Origin of the sequence: Sphingomonas hylomeconis, from assembly GCF_025370105.1 — a bacterium.
Lineage (GTDB): Bacteria > Pseudomonadota > Alphaproteobacteria > Sphingomonadales > Sphingomonadaceae > Sphingomonas > Sphingomonas hylomeconis.
The window spans coordinates 701,905-718,792 of sequence record NZ_JANQBK010000001.1 but is presented as its reverse complement, the minus strand read 5'-3'; the positions used below and the strand labels follow the sequence as shown (position 1 = coordinate 718,792).

The 16,888-nt window shown below is 66.0% G+C and carries 17 protein-coding genes; 6 read left to right on the top strand and 11 right to left on the bottom strand.

All coding sequences use genetic code 11. From position 1 onward, the window contains the following. Positions 1–61: 61 nt before the first annotated feature. Both gntA and NV401_RS03570 read left to right on the top strand, forming a co-directional pair. Complete coding sequence (gene gntA, locus NV401_RS03575; RefSeq protein WP_261292993.1) at positions 62–769, top strand: guanitoxin biosynthesis heme-dependent pre-guanitoxin N-hydroxylase GntA; 708 nt, start codon at positions 62–64, stop codon at positions 767–769. Then, positions 736–1,359 carry a DUF1989 domain-containing protein gene (locus tag NV401_RS03570; RefSeq protein WP_380817039.1) on the top strand — a complete coding sequence of 208 codons (624 nt, stop codon included), beginning with the start codon at positions 736–738 and terminating at the stop codon, positions 1,357–1,359. The genes gntA and NV401_RS03570 overlap by 34 nt, the downstream gene beginning before the upstream one ends. On the opposite strand, the gene NV401_RS03565 is transcribed toward NV401_RS03570, so the two are convergent. From NV401_RS03565 to NV401_RS03545, 5 genes are all read right to left on the bottom strand, one after another. Continuing rightward, the gene (locus tag NV401_RS03565; RefSeq protein WP_261292991.1) at positions 1,356–2,231 is read right to left on the bottom strand and encodes an ATP-grasp fold amidoligase family protein; all 876 of its coding nucleotides are present in this window, start codon (positions 2,229–2,231) and stop codon (positions 1,356–1,358) included. The genes NV401_RS03570 and NV401_RS03565 overlap by 4 nt on opposite strands. 63 nt (positions 2,232–2,294) lie before the next feature. Next, positions 2,295–3,710: a coniferyl aldehyde dehydrogenase gene (locus NV401_RS03560; RefSeq protein ID WP_261292990.1), complete on the bottom strand. Its 1,416-nt coding sequence runs from the start codon at positions 3,708–3,710 to the stop codon at positions 2,295–2,297. Positions 3,711–3,723: 13 nt separating this feature from the next. After that, entirely contained in the window at positions 3,724–4,164 is a 441-nt protein-coding gene (locus NV401_RS03555; RefSeq protein ID WP_261292989.1) for a hypothetical protein, read from the bottom strand. Beyond that, on the bottom strand, positions 4,161–4,889 hold the full coding sequence (locus NV401_RS03550; protein ID WP_261293071.1) for a prepilin peptidase: 729 nt from the start codon (positions 4,887–4,889) through the stop codon (positions 4,161–4,163). Before NV401_RS03550 ends, NV401_RS03555 begins: the two co-directional genes overlap by 4 nt. 169 nt (positions 4,890–5,058) lie before the next feature. Further along, positions 5,059–6,828, bottom strand: a complete 1,770-nt coding sequence (locus tag NV401_RS03545) for a putative bifunctional diguanylate cyclase/phosphodiesterase (protein ID WP_261292988.1) — start codon at positions 6,826–6,828, stop codon at positions 5,059–5,061. A gap of 203 nt (positions 6,829–7,031) precedes the next feature. Between NV401_RS03545 and NV401_RS03540 the strand changes: the two genes are divergently transcribed. Beyond that, positions 7,032–8,225, top strand: coding sequence for an acetyl-CoA C-acyltransferase (locus NV401_RS03540; protein ID WP_261292987.1), 1,194 nt, complete (start codon positions 7,032–7,034; stop codon positions 8,223–8,225). A gap of 148 nt (positions 8,226–8,373) precedes the next feature. On the opposite strand, the gene NV401_RS03535 is transcribed toward NV401_RS03540, so the two are convergent. Together NV401_RS03535 and NV401_RS03530 are read right to left on the bottom strand one after the other, a co-directional pair. After that, on the bottom strand, positions 8,374–8,829 hold the full coding sequence (locus tag NV401_RS03535; RefSeq protein WP_261292986.1) for a GNAT family N-acetyltransferase: 456 nt from the start codon (positions 8,827–8,829) through the stop codon (positions 8,374–8,376). Further along, positions 8,829–9,317, bottom strand: a complete 489-nt coding sequence (locus NV401_RS03530) for an SH3 domain-containing protein (RefSeq protein WP_261292985.1) — start codon at positions 9,315–9,317, stop codon at positions 8,829–8,831. Before NV401_RS03530 ends, NV401_RS03535 begins: the two co-directional genes overlap by 1 nt. 97 nt (positions 9,318–9,414) lie before the next feature. Here NV401_RS03530 and NV401_RS03525 point away from each other — a divergent pair, with 97 nt between their 5' ends. After that, on the top strand, positions 9,415–10,413 hold the full coding sequence (locus tag NV401_RS03525; protein WP_261292984.1) for a 2-hydroxyacid dehydrogenase: 999 nt from the start codon (positions 9,415–9,417) through the stop codon (positions 10,411–10,413). Positions 10,414–10,544: 131 nt separating this feature from the next. On the opposite strand, the gene NV401_RS03520 is transcribed toward NV401_RS03525, so the two are convergent. Further along, entirely contained in the window at positions 10,545–10,817 is a 273-nt protein-coding gene (locus tag NV401_RS03520) for a hypothetical protein (protein ID WP_261292983.1), read from the bottom strand. 408 nt (positions 10,818–11,225) lie between these two features. On the opposite strand from NV401_RS03520, the gene acnA reads away from it, so the two are divergent. Together acnA and NV401_RS03510 are read left to right on the top strand one after the other, a co-directional pair. Further along, on the top strand, positions 11,226–13,910 hold the full coding sequence (gene acnA / locus NV401_RS03515) for an aconitate hydratase AcnA (protein WP_261292982.1): 2,685 nt from the start codon (positions 11,226–11,228) through the stop codon (positions 13,908–13,910). Positions 13,911–14,065: 155 nt separating this feature from the next. Further along, positions 14,066–14,668 (top strand): pseudouridine synthase, encoded by a 603-nt coding sequence (locus NV401_RS03510; protein ID WP_261293070.1) that lies wholly within the window; start codon positions 14,066–14,068, stop codon positions 14,666–14,668. 211 nt (positions 14,669–14,879) lie between these two features. Here the strand turns inward: NV401_RS03510 and NV401_RS03505 are convergent, their stop codons facing one another. The 3 genes from NV401_RS03505 to NV401_RS03495 all read right to left on the bottom strand — a co-directional run bounded on the left by NV401_RS03505 (position 14,880) and on the right by NV401_RS03495 (position 16,863). Further along, entirely contained in the window at positions 14,880–15,254 is a 375-nt protein-coding gene (locus NV401_RS03505; protein WP_261292981.1) for a c-type cytochrome, read from the bottom strand. Beyond that, entirely contained in the window at positions 15,254–15,940 is a 687-nt protein-coding gene (locus tag NV401_RS03500) for a hypothetical protein (protein ID WP_261292980.1), read from the bottom strand. Before NV401_RS03500 ends, NV401_RS03505 begins: the two co-directional genes overlap by 1 nt. A 170-nt stretch (positions 15,941–16,110) precedes the next feature. After that, complete coding sequence (locus NV401_RS03495; RefSeq protein WP_261292979.1) at positions 16,111–16,863, bottom strand: GntR family transcriptional regulator; 753 nt, start codon at positions 16,861–16,863, stop codon at positions 16,111–16,113. Positions 16,864–16,888: the final 25 nt, after the last annotated feature.

Sequence of the window (16,888 nt, the reverse complement as noted above, 5' to 3'; positions counted from 1 at the left end):
CTGATCCGTATCAGTCAGAATCCCAGGAACAGACGCCCCGCCCGCGCGTCTCTCCCCAACTATGCCAGCACCCCAGACCCCCCTGTTCAAATGGCAGCACGAAGCGCAGGCCGAACTCGAAGCGATGATGCATGCGCGCGTCTCCGAGATGGATTTCCCCTGTGTCGGCGCCAAGGCGGCGCTGGCCAAGGGAACGTTGCACGTGCTCGCCTGCAACCGCATCGATAGCGGCTGGGACGATCTGCGCATCCATGACGGCCTGCTGCGCTTCGCCGAAGCGTATAAGGAAGAGCCCGCGCTGTTCCGCAGCTTCGCCGTGGTGTTCGAAGGGCCGGATGATCTCAGCGAAGCCGAATTCGAAAAGCAGCTGTGGAAGCGCGCGCAATCGATCTCCGACAAGGATGTATGGCGCGGTCAGCGCTATGACGATGCCGTCAGCCACGATCCGGAAAGCCCACATTTCTCGCTGAGCTTCGGTGGCGAGGCGTTCTTCATCGTCGGGCTGCACCCCAACGCAAGCCGCCCGGCGCGCCGCTTCCCGCGCCCGACCATGGTCTTCAACCTGCATGATCAGTTCGAAACGCTGCGCGCGCAGAACAAGTACGAGAATATGCGCGAAAAGATCATGGTTCGGGACGAGGCGCTCGCCGGCAGCCGCAACCCGATGTTGGCGCGCCACGGCGATGCCAGCGAGGCACGGCAATATTCCGGCCGGATGGTTGACGATCAATGGAAATGTCCGTTCCACTATGCCGGTGCGTCCAAGTGAGCGAGACTGTCGAAATTCCCGAGCGCAGCGGCACCGCCTTTACGCTCAACCAGGGCGACACGCTGATCGTGATCGATCCGCGCGGTGAGCAGGTCGCCGATCTGCTCGCCTTCAATGCCGAGGACGTGGCGGAAGTCATCTCGTCGGGTCGTACGCTCGATTATGCCGAGACGATTTATCTGACGACCGGCCATCAGCTTTATTCGAACCGCAGCCGGCCGATGCTCGGCATCATCGAGGATACGGTCGGCCGGCACGATTTTCTGCTCACGCCCTGCTCCTACGATACGTTCCACCATTTCTACCCGAAGCTGCAGCCGCATCGCGGCTGCTTCGGCAACCTCGCGGCGGCGCTCGAACCACACGGCATCCTGCCCGATCAGATCCCGACCGCGTTCAACTGCTTCATGAACGTGCCGATCGACGGCGAGACCGGCAAGCTCAAGGTCCTGCCCCCGATCAGCAAGGCGGGCGACCACATCGCCTTTCGTGCGCACATGGATCTGATCATCGGCCTCACTGCCTGCTCCGCGCCGGACAGCAACGGTGGCACGTTCAAGCCGATCCACTACCGGATCGAGCGCGGCTAAACGGCGACTTCGATCGCTGTCGGCGCCGGCTGCCGCGTAACCAGTCGATGTCCGCCGGCGCGCAGCCATAGCGCGCCCATCGCCGCATCGAGCGCCGGCGGATCGAACCGGTCGAGGCCGGACCCCGGATAGAAGCTCACTTCGCCGAACAGCGGCTGCGCGCCGGGCTGGTACAGATCGACCCGGGCGAAATCCATGTTGCTTGCAAGCTCTTCGGCCGCCGCGATCATCTCGCGCAGCGCCGACGGGCGCGGGAGGCGCGGCGCGCCGTTGGCGAGCGGCACCCAGTCCGAATCGTGCACCACCCAGCGATGGTCGTGCGCGCGATCGAGATGCACCTGGACATGGCTGACCCGCCCGCCGAAAACGTAGAATTTATAGTCGATCGGCAACTGCCCGTCAGTGCCGACGAACGGCTCGATCAGCGCGCCGCGTGGGATCTGCGTATACAGCCATTCGTCGAGCCACCCGCCATAGCTGGCGCCCAGCCAGCCCGCCGCCTGGCGCCACACCGCCGGCCAGTCCGCCGCGCCCCCATCCGGCAGGAACAGGTTCTGGTTGCAGCCATGGCGCGATTTGACGACGATCGGCGACGTCCAGCGGGATTGCTCCGGCAACGTCGTGCCGTGCCACAGGGTCGGCACCACCCACGCGCGGCCCAGCCGCGCCGCGACAAGCGCCTTGACCGCCACCTTATCGGCCATTGCCGGCATGCGCAGGTCGCGGTCGCGCAGCTTGCGCAGCTGCACCAGCTCGGTGAACAGCGTGGGATCGGCCAGGTTCGGCAAGCGCCGATGGCGCCACAGATAGGTCAGATTGATGCGCAGCAACGCGCCGGCGTCATCGCCGATACCCGGAAGGACGGTCTCCATCGCGACTGAAAGCCGCACCCGAGCTGTTGTTCCAGCTGCGAATCGAACGCAGCTGGCGCGACCTCAACCCATCTGTCGCTTCACGCTCGCCAGCGTCGCCTTGCCATAAGGCGGCTTCAGCCCGGCCAGCTTGGCGACATCGAACCGCGCCTGCTTGAATACCGATTTGGCATGGCTGAACGTCTTGAATCCGTCATGCCCGTGATAGGCCCCCATGCCCGACGGCCCGACCCCGCCAAACGGCAGATCCTCCATCGAGACGTGGAACACGACATCGTCGAGCGTCACGCCGCCGGCGATCGTGCGATCCAGCACGCGGCGCCGCTCGCCCGCATCGGGTCCGAAATAATACAGCCCCAGCGGCCGGTCGCGGCGATTGACCTGCTGGATCGCGTCCTCGACGCCGGCATAGCGCCGCACCGGCAGCAACGGGCCGAAAATCTCCTCCTGCATCACCTTCATATCGTCGGTGACGTTAGTGACGATATGCAGCGGCATTTTCCGCGCATTGGACGCGCCGAAATCCTCGTTCCCCGGATTGACCACCTCGACGTTCGCGCCCTTGGCGCGGGCATCGTCGATCAGCCCGGTCAGCCGCTCGAAATGCCGATCGTTGACGATCGCGGTATAATCCGGATTGGCGAGCAACGTCGGATACATCGCCGACGCCGCCGAGCGCAGCCCGTCGACCACCGCTGCCTCGTCGCGTTCCTCGACCAGCATGTAATCCGGCGCCAGGCAGATCTGTCCGGCATTGAGCATCTTGCCCAGCGCGACGCGTTCGGTCGCCTGTTTGATGTCCGCGCCCTTGCCGACGATGACCGGCGACTTGCCGCCCAGTTCCAGCGTCACCGGCACCAGATTGTCCGCCGCGGCATGCAGGATATGCTTGCCCACCGCGGTCGCCCCCGTGAACAGCAAGTGATCGAACGGCAGTTCGGCAAAGGCCTGGCCGACGTCCGGCCCGCCGGTCACGAACACCAGCTCGTCAGGGGTGAAATATTTGCCGACCAGCTGTTCGAACAAGGCCGCCACGCGCGGCGTATATTCGCTGGTCTTGACCATCGCCCGGTTGCCCGCCGCGAACACGCCCGCCAGCGGCGCCATCACCAGCTGCACCGGGAAATTCCACGGCGCGATTACGCCGATCACGCCCTTGGGCTGATATTCGACCCACGCCCGGGCGCCGAGCAACCCGAGCGGAAACTGCACCGGGCGTTTGTCGCGCCTGGCCCAGCGATCGAGCGATTTGATCGCATGCTTGATCGGCGCGACCGAGGCGGCGATGTCGGTGAGCATCGATTGTTCGCGGCTGCGATGCCCGAAATCCTCGGACAGCGCATCGCAAAATGGGTCGCCATTCTCGCTCAGCATCGCCGCGGCGCGCTTCAGCCGATCCTTGCGCATCTCGAGCGAGACCGGCAGCTCGGCCATGAACGCCTCGCGCTGCACCGCCAGCATTGCCGCCAAATCAGCCATCTCGCTCTCCCCCTTATTTAGCGCAGGCGACGATCCCCACGACCGGCACCACGACACCATCCTGTCCGACGCGCTCGATCCTGAGCGTCGCATCCTTTACCGCTGCGCCGTCCTTGAGATCGGCGCGCGTCGCGATCGTCATGTCGAGCACCGCCGTCACGTCGCCCGCCGCATAGTTCATCGTGCCGCCAAAACCGAAGCTTCCGGCACCGCTTTGCGCGGTGCGTGGCAGATCGGTGACCGTGCCACCCAGCGAGACACGCAACTGCGCGGGATCGGCGCCCGCCTGGGCGAGGAATACCGGCTTGTCGCCCGGTGCGAACAGAAAGGCGGCGCAACCGCGCACCGGCATGTTCTGCCCGGCCAGGGGCGCGATGGGCAGATCGCTGGGCAGCGGCGACGGCACGATTGCGACCGCCTGGGCCAGCATCATCACAAGCGCGGAAAATATCATCGCGCAAAGCCTAACAGAAACAGCCAGGCGGGGTAAGCCGCGATCGCCAGCAGCGCGCCGAACGGCACCTTGTCGTCGAGCCGCGCCGCCCGCCCGCGGATCATGCCGGCCAGCACCACCGCCAGGCCGGTCAGCGCCGCCAGCAGCAACACCGCCGGCAGCATCGCCCAGCCCAGCCACAGTCCGATCGCGCCGAGCAATTTCGGGTCGCCGGCGCCCAGCCCCTCGCGCCCGCGCAATGCCTTGTACGCCGCGCCGATCGCCCACAGCGACGCGAAGCCCGCCGCCCCGCCGATCAGCCGATCGATCGGCGCCGGCGCGATGCCGAGCAGCCCGGTCGCCAGCCCCGCCAGCGCGAGCGTGCCCGTCAGCCGGTCCGGCAGCCATAGATCGGTGATGTCGAGCGCTGCCAGCGCGAGCAGCAGCCAGCCGAACAGCGCACCGGCCAGCGCCACCGGCCCGCCGATCGCCAGCCCCGCCGCGGCGCCGATCCACAAGGCGGCGAGCTCGATCTGCCAGTGCCGCGCGTCGATCGCGGCGCCACACGTCCGGCACCGCCCCCGTGACAGCGCCGCGCTGAGCAGCGGCACGAGATCACGCGCCGTCAGCGCCGCATCGCATGAATCACAATGCGATCGTCCGCGCAGCACCGATCGCCCCGCCGGCCAGCGGATCACCAGGGTGGCGATGAAGCTGCCGAGGATCGCGCCGAGCAGTGCCAGCATCGCCGGCCAGAAGATCGTTGCGGCGGTCACGTGCCGCTGGCCCCCGCCATGCGCCACGCGGAGAAACGACGGTGCGGGGGGGCGCTGTCCATCCCGGCGCGATAGTCCGAAGCCGGCACCGCGTCACCCCTCGCCGCACCCGACAGCGCGTTGCCGCCAGGCGTGCCGCTCAGGCCGCCAGGCTCGCCGCGACGGACGCGGCATGATCGTGCAGCCAGCGGTCCCAATCCGGCAATTCGAGCGGCCGCGCGAACAGGAAGCCCTGCGCCGCCTCGCACCCCATCTCGCGCAGCAAGGTGGCCACCGCTGCGGTTTCCACGCCCTCTGCGACGACGCTATAGCCCAGCCCGTGCGACAGGCCGATCATCGATCGCACCAGCATGCGGTCGCCGGCATTGTCCGCCAGCGCGCGGACGAACGACTGATCGATCTTGACGATGTGCGCCGGCAGCCGCTGCAGATAGGCTAGGCTGCTATAGCCGGTGCCGAAATCGTCGATCGCCAGCGTCACGCCGCCATCCGCCAGCGCTTCGAGCTGCGCCGAGGCGGTGGTGGCATTCTCCATCACGGCGCTCTCGGTAATCTCGAGCTCGAGCAGTTCGGGCTTCACGTGATGCTTGATCAGCAGCAGCAGGACCCGTGCCGCGAAGTCGGGCTCCTCGAGATTGGCGGCCGAGATGTTGACCGACAGATGCACGTCCGGCCCCGCCGCCTGCCAGGCGGCAAGCTGCGCGATCGCCGCGCCGAGCACCCACATCGTCGCCTGCCGCACGATCGCGGTGCGCTCGATGATCGGGATGAACTCCGCCGGGGAGACGTCGCCCAGCGTCGGATGGCGCCACCGCAACAGCGCTTCCGCACCGACGCAGCGCCCCGTGCCGAGATCGACGCGCGGCTGGAAGACCAGGCGCAGTTCGCCCGGCCGGCCCAGCGCCGCCTCGAACGCGTGCAGCAGCTTGAAACTGCGCGCCTGCTGCCCGTCATTGGCCAGCGAATGGAACCGCACCGCGACATTGTCGCCGCGCGCATCCTGCGCCGCGCCGAAAGCGGCGCGCAGCGCATCGGTGGCGCGCGTCGTGCCGATGCTGAACGGCGCGACACCGATCGCCGCGGTCAGCACGAAGCGCGCCGGCGCGACGCTCAGGATCGCGTTGAGGCGGCTGCCGAGAAACCGGGCATAGGCCGTGTCGTCGACGTCCGCCGGTGCCAGAAAGGCGAATTGCGTCGTCCCGACATGGTAGGCGACCCTGTCCTTCCCCAAAGCGCGATACAGCTGGCGCGCGGCTTCGGTGACCATATCGTCGACGAACGCCGATCCCATCACGCGCATGCCCTGCTTCAGCTGATCGTCTCGGGCGAGATCGAGCAGCACCAACAGCCGCCTGCTGCCGCGCTGATCGGGCGCGACATCGTCCAGATCCTCCATCAGCTGCCGCCGGTTGGGCAGGCCACTGATCGGATCGATACGGCCGACGGCATGCTGCAGTTCGATTTGCGACATCGTCATCTCGGCCAGGTCGCGCAACGCGCGCATCTCCGAATCGGTCGCGGTGCGAGGCGTGGTGCCGAGCACGCACAACGCGCCCAGCCCGTGGCCCCCCGGGGTGACCAGCGGCACGCCGGCGTAGAAACGCACGCCCTGGGCGGCGAGCGGACTGGTCGCATAGTCCGGGTCCGCCGCCAGGTCCGGGATGACAAGCGATTCGGTCAGCTCTGCGACCTGGCTGCAGGGCGCTTGCGCGCGCGGAATTGTCTGGTCGTCGACGCCGACGCGCGATTTGAACCATTGCCGGTCGCTGTCGGTGAGAGATATCGCGGCGATCGGCAGGCCGAAAATCTGCGCCGCCATGCGGGTGATGCGATCGAAACTTTCGCTGGCCGGCGTATCCAGCAATTTCAGCTGATGGAGCGCGTAGAGGCGCGCGTCTTCGGTATGCACGGCAGTTCCCTTCATTGCCGCACAATCAGGATTTGCCACTAAAGAACTGATAATAGAGCAGAGAAAAATGCAACTTGGGTTGCATAGGCAGATCAGCAAGGCAGTTGCCGCTGGTCGCCGACCAGAACCGTCGATTTGTAAATCGCGGCGCCGGCCATTAGACCACCCCACTATAACGCCGCCCTTCGCTATAAGGTCCTTCCATGCCCGATACGCTCGATCCCGTCGTCATCCTGTCCTATGCGCGCACGCCGATGGGCAGCTTCCAGGGTGCCCTGGCCGGCGCCAGCGCGACCGAGCTCGGCGCGACCGCGGTGAAGGCGGCGATCGCGCGTGCCGGCGTCGACGGTGCGACGGTCGAGCGCATCTATATGGGCTGCGTGCTCCCCGCCGGGCTCGGTCAGGCCCCGGCGCGCCAGGCCGCGCTCAAGGCCGGGCTACCGGAATCGGTCGAGGCGACCACGGTCAACAAGATGTGCGGCTCGGGCATGCAGGCGGCGATCATGGGCGCCGAGGCGCTGGCCGCGGGCTCGGTCGACCTGCTCGTCGCCGGCGGCATGGAAAGCATGACCAACGCGCCGTACATCCTCGCCAAGCATCGCGGCGGCGCGCGCATGGGGCATGACCGGGTGATGGACAGCATGTTCCTCGACGGGCTCGAGGATGCCTATGAACCGGGCCGCGCGATGGGCAGCTTCGCCGAGGAAACCGCCACCGACTATCAGTTCACCCGCGCCGCGCAGGATGATTATGCCATCACGTCGCTCAGCCGCGCGCAGAGCGCGCAGCGATCCGGCGCGTTCGATCGCGAGATCACCCCGGTGGAGATCACCGGTCGCAAAGGCACCGAAAGCGTCACCGCCGACGAACAGCCGCCCAAGGGCAATGCCGACAAGATCCCGACGCTGAAGCCCGCCTTCGCCAAGGACGGCACGATCACCGCCGCCAACGCCTCATCGATCTCGGACGGTGCCGCCGCATTGGTGATGACGCGCCAGAGTGTCGCCGATGCCGCCGGCCTCAAGCCGCTCGCGCGCATCGTTGCCCACGCCGCGCACGCACATGCCCCGGCGAAATTCACCACCGCGCCGGTCCACGCCATCCGCAAGGTGCTCGACAAGACCGGCTGGAGCGTGGCGGACGTCGACCTGTTCGAGATCAACGAGGCATTTGCCGTCGTCTCGATGATCGCGATGCGCGATCTCGATATTCCGCACGACAAGGTCAACGTGAATGGTGGCGCGACCGCGCTCGGCCATCCGATCGGCGCCAGCGGTGCGCGCATCCTGGCGACGCTGATCGCCGCGCTGCAGAACCGGGGGCTGAAGAAGGGCATCGCCGCTCTGTGCATCGGCGGCGGCGAAGCGACGGCGGTGGCGGTGGAACTGATGGACTAGCTCAGCGCGATGTCGAAGGCGGCACCGCCCAGCGTGTGCCGCCTCTGGTTCTCCCGCGAAAGCGGGACCCAGGGCCAAGCGCACAAGCGATTATGCCCCGGGGACTCCCGCTTTCGCGGGAATATCAGCTGCTTCAGCTTTCCCGAGCCTACAGCGCCAGCGCGTAACACCTATTGAACTCGGTCAGCGCATAATCCCCGAACGCCGCACTCGGCACGAACCCGGCGCGCTCGTACAAGGCCCGCGCCGGCGCGAACGCCTCGTTCGTGCCCGTCTCCAGGCTGAGCCGCGTATAGCCTCGCGCCCGTGCCGCGCCGATCAGATGGTCGAGCATCGCCGCCGCCACGCCACGCCGCAACTGGCCCGGCGCCGTCCGCATCGACTTCACCTCGCCATGCGTCGCCGCCAGTTCCTTGAGCGCGCCGAGCCCGAGCAACGTATCGCCCTCCCAGGCCGACCACAAAGGCACCTTGGGATCGCGCAGTCCGCTGAGATCCAGGGCAAAGGCGCTTCCGGGCGGCGAATTTTCGTGTGCGGTCCACACATGCAGTTCGAGCAGCGCGATGACGTCGGGATGAGTCAGATCGTCGCGCTCGATCCGCATCACAGCGTCTCTTCAGCCTCGACGCCCCAGAGGCTGCGCGTCTCGACATAGCCGCCGCGCCCCTTCACATCGAGATAGCACCAGCCGCGCGCACACTTGCTTACGCGGCCCACCACGCCGGGCGCCGCGCGCCACGTCACCCGCCCCGCGATCCGCGGCGAATCGTGCAGTTCGGCGACACCGCCGGTCACCAGCGCGGTGCGCGTGTCGCTGATCAGCGCGCCGAGGATCCAGCCTTGCGTGCCGCTGGGATCCTCGACCTTGTACCAGCTGCCTTTCTCGAACACCGCCACCACCTTCACCGGCAGCCCGGCGCGCTGGTACAGCCAGTTCGCGGGATAGGTTCGCCCGGGGCCGGCGCGCATCCGCGCCTTGCCGGCCGAGATCGACGCGAAATACGGCACCTTCTTCTGCACCAGCGCGCCGACCGCCGGCACGCTGAGCGCCATCGCGAGTCCCCCCAGCGCCAGCTTCGCTCCAATACGCATACATGCTCCCGATAAAACCAGCCTTGTACCTACCCCGTCGGGCGTCGGTGCTTCAACCACCGTTGACGTCGCCGCGCCCCTCCGCCAAGCCGCATTCATGCCCGAAATGAGACGCTGCCCGAACCCGAAGGTAATCGTCACCCGCGAACTGGCCGACGCGGTGATGGATCGGATGGAGCAGCTGTTCGACACGCACAACAACCGCTCCGACAGCGCGCTGACCCGCGCGCAGCTCACCGCGGCCGTGCAGGATTGCGACGTTCTCGTCCCCACCGTCACCGACGAGATCGACGCGGCGCTGATCGAATCCGCCGGCCCGCGGCTCAAGCTGATCGCCAATTACGGCGCCGGCGTGAACCATATTGACCTCAAGGCGGCGCGCGCGCGCGGCATCATCGTCACCAACACGCCCGGCGTGCTCACCGAAGACACGGCCGATATGACGATGGCGCTGATCCTGTCCGTCCCGCGCCGCCTGGCCGAGGGCGAGAAGCTGGTGCGCTCGGGCCAATGGACCGGCTGGAGCCCGGGCGGCATGCTCGGCCATCGTATCGGCGGCAAGGCACTCGGCATTATCGGCATGGGCCGGATCGGCCAGGCCGTCGCGCTACGCGCGCGCGCCTTCGGCCTCTCGGTCCATTACCATAATCGGCATCGCCTTCCTGCCGTGCTCGAAGCGCAGCTTGCCGCCACCTGGCACGAAGACCTGGACGAGATGCTCGGCCAGATCGACATCCTCACCATCCACACCCCGCTGAACGCCGACAGCCGCGGCCTGATCGACGCGCGTCGCATCGCACTGCTCCGCCGCCACGTCTATCTGATCAACGCGGCGCGCGGCGGCATCGTCGACGAGGATGCGCTGACCACCGCGCTTGAACAGGGCCGGCTCGCCGGCGCCGGGTTGGATGTGTGGAAGCACGAACCGCAGATCGACCCGCGCCTGCTGGCGCTGCCCAATGTCGTCATGCTGCCGCACATGGGCTCGGCCACGCTTGAGGGCCGCATGGCGACCGGCGACAAGGTGATCCAGAACATCCGCATGTGGGCCGATGGCCATCGACCGCCGGATCAGGTTCTGGAAGGTTGGGCGTAACCCCGGTCGAGCCTGCGATGGCAGTTCATGCCGCGTGCCTGGGGTAGCGCCGGAACGATCCCAAGCGACCCATCACCGTGCGTTGGCGTGAGACTGTGGCAGCGGTCAAAGCGTGCCCCTTATGGGCAGCGTCAGACGCCCAGCCTGACGACCGCAGCGTCAGCGCCAGCCTCCGCGGCAGGCCCGTCGATTAGCGTTGCCATATATTGGGCGCGCATCGCGCGCAGCCGATCGAGCGCCTCGAGATCACCGTCCGTCGCCAGCATTGCCACCTCGGCGATCGCGACGACGGCGGGTGCCGGATCGGGCTGATCCGCCGCCGGCATGAAGCCATGGCGCTGGTAAAACATCTCATCGTCGATCGCATGCGCAACGCGCGCAAGGCGCTCTGTCCTGAACATCATCCGTCGAAACCGCCTGATTCTTGCGATGCCTCCGATTACGACAATTTTGCTGTCCTAACACCCTTGCCCGCGCTCAGGTCGTCGCAATTCCGCCTCCGGGCGCCTCGCTGTCATATGGATGTAAGGCGCCTGCCGAGGCGAGCGCCATTGCCGGCGACGATCGTGCAGCAGCACCGGATCCGTGCTCCTTTGGCGGGCAGCGATCCCCAGCCGTCCCCTGGGGTCGCCCGCCACGATGCCGCGACGGGCAAAGCGCGGCTAACCACCCTTCCCCTGCCCCCACCCCCTTGCTAAGGCGACCCCGACTCTAGCCATTTCGCCCCGGCCAGAGGCGCGCCTTTGCGGCCCTGCCCGCTTCCCCATTGCGCGCCCCACGCCCCGGGCACCATAAGGGAAGGACCCGCCTCCATGACCGCCATCGGCCAGGACACACTCGGCACCCGCACCACGCTCGACGTGAACGGCAAGCAATACGACTATTACTCCCTGGCCAAGGCAGCGGAAAAGTACGGCGATATCAGCCGCCTGCCCTTCTCGATGAAGGTGCTGCTGGAAAATCTGCTGCGCTTCGAGGACGGCAAGACCGTCACTACCGAAGACGTACAGGCGATCGTCGACTGGCAGCAGGAGCAGCGCTCCAATCGCGAGATCCAGTATCGCCCCGCACGCGTGCTGATGCAGGATTTCACCGGCGTGCCCTGCGTGGTCGATCTGGCGGCGATGCGCGATGCGATCACCAAGCTGGGCGGCGACGCGGCCAAGATCAATCCGCTGGTCCCCGTCCATCTCGTCATCGATCACTCGGTGATGGTCGACGAATTCGGCACGCCCAAGGCGTTCGAGGATAACGTCGATCTCGAATATGAGCGCAATTTCGAGCGCTACGAATTCCTGAAGTGGGGCAGCAAGGCGCTCGACAATTTCCAGGTCGTGCCGCCGGGCACCGGCATCTGCCACCAGGTGAACCTCGAATATATCGGTCAGGCCGTGTGGTCGGCGGAAAGCTCGGGCGATAACGCCGATGGCCGCATGGTCGCCTATCCCGACACGCTGGTCGGCACCGACAGCCACACCACGATGGTCAACGGCATGGGCGTGCTCGGCTGGGGCGTCGGCGGGATCGAGGCCGAAGCGGCGATGCTCGGCCAGCCGGTGTCGATGCTGATCCCCGAAGTGGTCGGCTTCAAGCTTACCGGCGCGATGGCCGAGGGCATCACCGCCACCGATCTCGTGCTCACCGTCACGCAGATGCTGCGTTCGCGCGGCGTGGTCGGCCGGTTCGTCGAATTCTACGGCCCTGGCCTCGATACGATGACGCTCGCCGATCGCGCGACGATCGCCAATATGGCGCCGGAATATGGCGCGACGTGCGGCTTCTTCCCGATCGACGCTAAGACGATCGAGTATCTGCGCCTCACCGCGCGCTCGGAAGAAACCGTCGCGCTGGTCGAGGCATACTGCAAGGCGCAGGGCCTGTGGCACGACGCGGACAGCGTCGATCCGGTGTTCACCGACACGCTCGAGCTCGACATGAGCTGCGTCGTGCCGTCGCTCGCCGGCCCCAAGCGCCCGCAGGACAAGGTCGCGCTCAACAAGGTCGACGAAGTGTTCAACGGCGATCTGTTCAAGCTCTACAACAAGGATCGCCCGAACCGCGTCGCGGTCGAGGGCCGCGAGCATGATCTGGGCGACGGCGACGTCGTGATCGCCGCAATCACCAGTTGCACCAATACCTCGAACCCGAGCGTCCTGGTCGCCGCTGGCCTCGTCGCGCGCAAGGCGCATGCGCTGGGCCTGAAGAGCAAGCCCTGGGTCAAGACCTCGCTCGCCCCCGGCAGCCAGGTCGTTACCGATTATCTCGACAAGGCCGGTCTCACCACCGACCTCAACGCGATGGGCTTCAATCTGGTCGGCTATGGCTGCACCACCTGTATCGGCAATTCCGGGCCGCTCGCCACCGAACTGTCCGCCGCGATCAACGAGAACGATCTTGTCGCCGCCTCGGTCCTGTCGGGCAACCGCAATTTCGAGGGCCGCGTCTCGCCCGACGTGCGTGCCAACTTCCTCGCCTCGCCGCCGCTGGTCGTCGCCTATGCGATCAAGGGCTCGGTCACGACCGACATGGTCGAAACGCCGCTGGGTCAGGGCTCCGACGGGCAGGACGTGTACCTCAAGGACATCTGGCCATCGAACGCCGAGATCGCCTCGGTGATGACCGCCAATATCGACGATAGCATGTTCCGCAACCGCTACGGCAATGTCTATGCCGGCGACGCCAAATGGCAGGAAATCCAGGTCGAGGGCTCCGACACCTATACGTGGCGCGCCGGCAGCACCTATGTCGCCAACCCGCCCTATTTCGAGGGCATGACGATGACGCCTGCGCCCGTGCAGGACATCATCGACGCACGGCCGCTGGCGATCCTCGGCGATTCGATCACCACCGACCACATCTCGCCCGCCGGCAGCATCAAGGCTGACAGCCCGGCCGGCACGTTCCTGCAGGAGCATCAGGTCAGCCGCGCCGACTTCAACAGCTATGGCGCGCGCCGCGGCAACCATGACGTGATGATGCGCGGCACCTTCGCCAATATCCGCATCAAGAACGAGATGGTCCCCGGCATCGAAGGCGGCATGTCGTCGTACAAGGGCGAGACGATGGCGATCTACGACGCCGCGATGCGCTTCAAGGCCGATGGCACGCCATTGGTGGTCATCGCCGGCAAGGAATATGGCACCGGCTCGTCACGCGACTGGGCGGCCAAGGGCACCAACCTGCTTGGGGTCCGCGCGGTCATCACCGAAAGCTTCGAGCGCATCCACCGCTCGAACCTGGTCGGCATGGGCGTGCTGCCGCTGCAGTTCGCCGACGGCGTCACGCGCCAGACGCTCGGCCTCGACGGCTCGGAAAGCTTCACCATCACCGGTGTCGCCGAGATCCGCCCGCGCCAGGACGTGACCGTCACGCTGACCCGCGCCGACGGTTCGACCGAGACGTTCGAGACGCGCTGCCGCATCGATACCGTCAACGAGCTGGAATATTTCCTCAACGGCGGCATCCTGCACTACGTGCTGCGCAAGCTGGCCGCCTGATAAGCTCGGCGGGGGCCGCGCGCGCTGCCCCCGCCACCTTTCAATCGTCACCCCGGCCTTGTTCCGGGGTCCACCGTGCCGCACATCGACGGCGTATGGGTCCGTGGCGCCGTGGCCCCCGGAACAAGTCCGGGGTGACGAAAGGTGGGGGCAACATCGTCTCCGCATCCGTACCACTCTCCGGCTCCGCCGATTGGAGACGCGCCTCGCTCCTTCTGTTCAACAAGCCTTACGGCGTGCTCTGCCAGTTCACCGATCGCGGCACCGCCGGATCGGATCGCCCGACGCTGTCGGCGTTCGTCGACGTGCCTGGCGTGTACCCAGCGGGTCGCCTCGATCTCGACAGCGAGGGGCTGCTGCTGCTGACCGATGACGGCCGGCTGCAGGCGCGCATTGCCGATCCCAAATTCAAGCTGCCCAAGACCTATCTGGTGCAGGTCGAGGGTGACGTCGCCGATGCGGCGCTGGACCAGTTGCGTCGCGGCGTCGTGCTGAAGGACGGCATCACCCGCCCGGCCGAGGTCGAGCGCATCGCGCCGCCCCAATTATGGCCGCGCGATCCCCCGGTGCGCTTCCGCAAGAGCATTCCCGACAATTGGCTCAAGCTGACGATCCGCGAGGGCCGCAACCGCCAGGTGCGCCGCATGACGGCCGCGGTGGGCCACCCGACGCTGCGGCTCGTACGGTGGTCGATCGGCGACTGGTCGCTCGACGACCTCGCCCCGGGCGCCTGGCGGGAGAGCCCTGAGGGCAGATAGTTGGCTGGGGCGGCAGGATCGCAACCAGGATTGTCGCCCGCTGATGTTGACCGCTGAGCCGAGAGAAACGCCCGACCAAGGAGAAGACTTTATCTTCAGTGCCCACAGTGCGCCGGAAAAATCGCTTTTCGGTAGATGGGGGAAGCATATCGCGTACCGACCGAATGGACGAACTGAGCCCTGCCCCACCAACCCCGATGGCAATTAAGGGTTACCGCTCGCGGCCGACGGTCAGTTCCGCGATGATCTGCTTGCGTCTTTGCGCATCCGGAACCCGCATCGACATTCTGGTTCCAGGAATAACGCCGGTCGGATCGGCGAGAAATGCGTCCAGCGCGGCTTGCGTCCAAATTAAATTGCTCCGCTTCATCGCGGCGGAGTAGGCATAGCCAGATAGGGATCCTGCCTTACGACCGATCACGCCCGCCAGGTGCGGACCGGATCGCTTCGGACCGGCCGCCTTCAGGCTATGACAGGTGGTGCAGGAAGCGAGAGCCGATGACGGCTGCGCCGGTGCCGGGTCGCCAGGAGACTGCGCCCCGCAGGCCGCCAGTGACAAGGACGATACAACCACGAACAGGCGCATCAGAACGGCTTTACCTGGCCGATATAGGCGGTGGCGAGCAGGAGCAGATAAACTGTCCACACCCACAGCCGCGTGCGGTTCATCGTGCGCAGCAACGGGATCTCGATCTCGTCGCTCGATCCTTCCTTGAGCAATCGCGCAAGCAACGGGCCGACTGGTTTGAACGCAACATCGATCATGATTGCCGCGCCGAAAATAACACCGAACAGCAATGCCTTCGACGCGAGCCATGTGTCCGTGATCGGTTCCTGTTGGATCAACGACGCGCCGCCCAGCCACAGATAGAAGGCCGCCAGACCGATCTTCAGCCCAAATTCGATCCGCCGGTCGCGAGCGGCACGCGGTGTCTGGTCATGGAGATGCGCGTCCCACACCAGCCAGATCCACAACGCCCCAATCGCCCATGCCACGATCAACAGCCAGGATGGAACCGCCCAGAACCCGCCCATCGCCACCACGGACAGGCTCACCGGCACCATCAGCGCCCATGCGGTACGCGGTACCATGTCGACCTCGACCAGCAGTTTCAGCAGCGCCAACCGCTGCTCAAGCGTGTACCGATCGCGTTTGCGGAAATGCTGCCCCAGCACAAATACGCCAACGTCCGCCCCCAACCACAGCACGAATAGCAGCAGGTGCACGAAGACCAGTGACGGATAGGCATAGGCATCCATGATAGCTCTCAAATCTACGTCATTTGTCCGGACAAATTTAGAGCAGGAGATCCGGGGCGGCGCAACAACTTATTGCTGGCACGCTCTGCGGTTGATGGAGGCACCTGACCAGCCGCTACGATCGCCGGGACGGAAAGCACCGCGCGGTACACCCCACCGCACCCGGCCATGCAGAAACAAGCCTAGCGATCATTCTCGATATGCATGGAATAGGCGAACCGATCGCCCGGATGATGGCTTGCGGAAATTTCGAACAGGCGGTCCTCGCTATCGTAATAACAGCGCAGGATCCGCAGGCATGCACTGCGGCGCGGCACGCGCAGCAACGTCGATATGTCAGCGCTGGCGGACACCGCCGCAATGTCCTGAGTAATGCGTCCAATACGGACGTTGCCTGCTTGTTCGAGCTGGCGAAACAGCGTGCTTTGCGACAGATCAATAGCAAGCGCGACGTCGCGTAGCCGCCCATGCACATAGGCATCGGTCACCGCAATCGGACGCGGGTCGCCATCACGCGCGCGAATGCCGCGGAAGCAGACCCATTTTTCGTTCGTCGGTACATCAACCTCTTCGGCAATCTTGCGTGGTAGTCTCGCTTCCCCCTCGGCGGTGAAGACGATCGACGTATCTTTGGCGTATTGCAGGATTTCGCCGACGTTCGACAGCGGCTGGTGCAGCGTCCCGCCACGCGCTGCCGCCGGACGTACGACGGTGCCAGAGCCACGTCGCCGGGCGATCAGCCCCTCCACCTCCAACCGACGTAATGCTTCACGGACAGTGAATCGGCTGACGCCATGCGTCTTGCAGAGATCGCTTTCGGTCGGAAATTGCTCGGACGGCGACAATTCGCCCGACAGGATCGCAGATCGCAAGGTTTCCGACAGTTGAAGGTAACGCGGGTGCGCTTTTCCAGCGGCGATTGCGTCGCGGATCACATCCTGCTCCTGAATTGTTGGGATA

Coding starts and splice junctions, on each gene's coding strand:
- gntA (WP_261292993.1), top strand. CDS start 62: ATGCCAGCACCCCAGACCCCCCTGTTCAAATGGCAGCACGAAGCGCAG.
- NV401_RS03570 (WP_380817039.1), top strand. CDS start 736: ATGTCCGTTCCACTATGCCGGTGCGTCCAAGTGAGCGAGACTGTCGAA.
- NV401_RS03565 (WP_261292991.1), bottom strand. CDS start 2,231: ATGGAGACCGTCCTTCCGGGTATCGGCGATGACGCCGGCGCGTTGCTG.
- NV401_RS03560 (WP_261292990.1), bottom strand. CDS start 3,710: ATGGCTGATTTGGCGGCAATGCTGGCGGTGCAGCGCGAGGCGTTCATG.
- NV401_RS03555 (WP_261292989.1), bottom strand. CDS start 4,164: ATGATATTTTCCGCGCTTGTGATGATGCTGGCCCAGGCGGTCGCAATC.
- NV401_RS03550 (WP_261293071.1), bottom strand. CDS start 4,889: ATGCTGGCACTGCTCGGCGCGATCCTCGGCAGCTTCATCGCCACCCTG.
- NV401_RS03540 (WP_261292987.1), top strand. CDS start 7,032: ATGCCCGATACGCTCGATCCCGTCGTCATCCTGTCCTATGCGCGCACG.
- NV401_RS03535 (WP_261292986.1), bottom strand. CDS start 8,829: ATGCGGATCGAGCGCGACGATCTGACTCATCCCGACGTCATCGCGCTG.
- NV401_RS03530 (WP_261292985.1), bottom strand. CDS start 9,317: ATGCGTATTGGAGCGAAGCTGGCGCTGGGGGGACTCGCGATGGCGCTC.
- NV401_RS03525 (WP_261292984.1), top strand. CDS start 9,415: ATGCCCGAAATGAGACGCTGCCCGAACCCGAAGGTAATCGTCACCCGC.
- NV401_RS03520 (WP_261292983.1), bottom strand. CDS start 10,817: ATGATGTTCAGGACAGAGCGCCTTGCGCGCGTTGCGCATGCGATCGAC.
- acnA (WP_261292982.1), top strand. CDS start 11,226: ATGACCGCCATCGGCCAGGACACACTCGGCACCCGCACCACGCTCGAC.
- NV401_RS03505 (WP_261292981.1), bottom strand. CDS start 15,254: ATGCGCCTGTTCGTGGTTGTATCGTCCTTGTCACTGGCGGCCTGCGGG.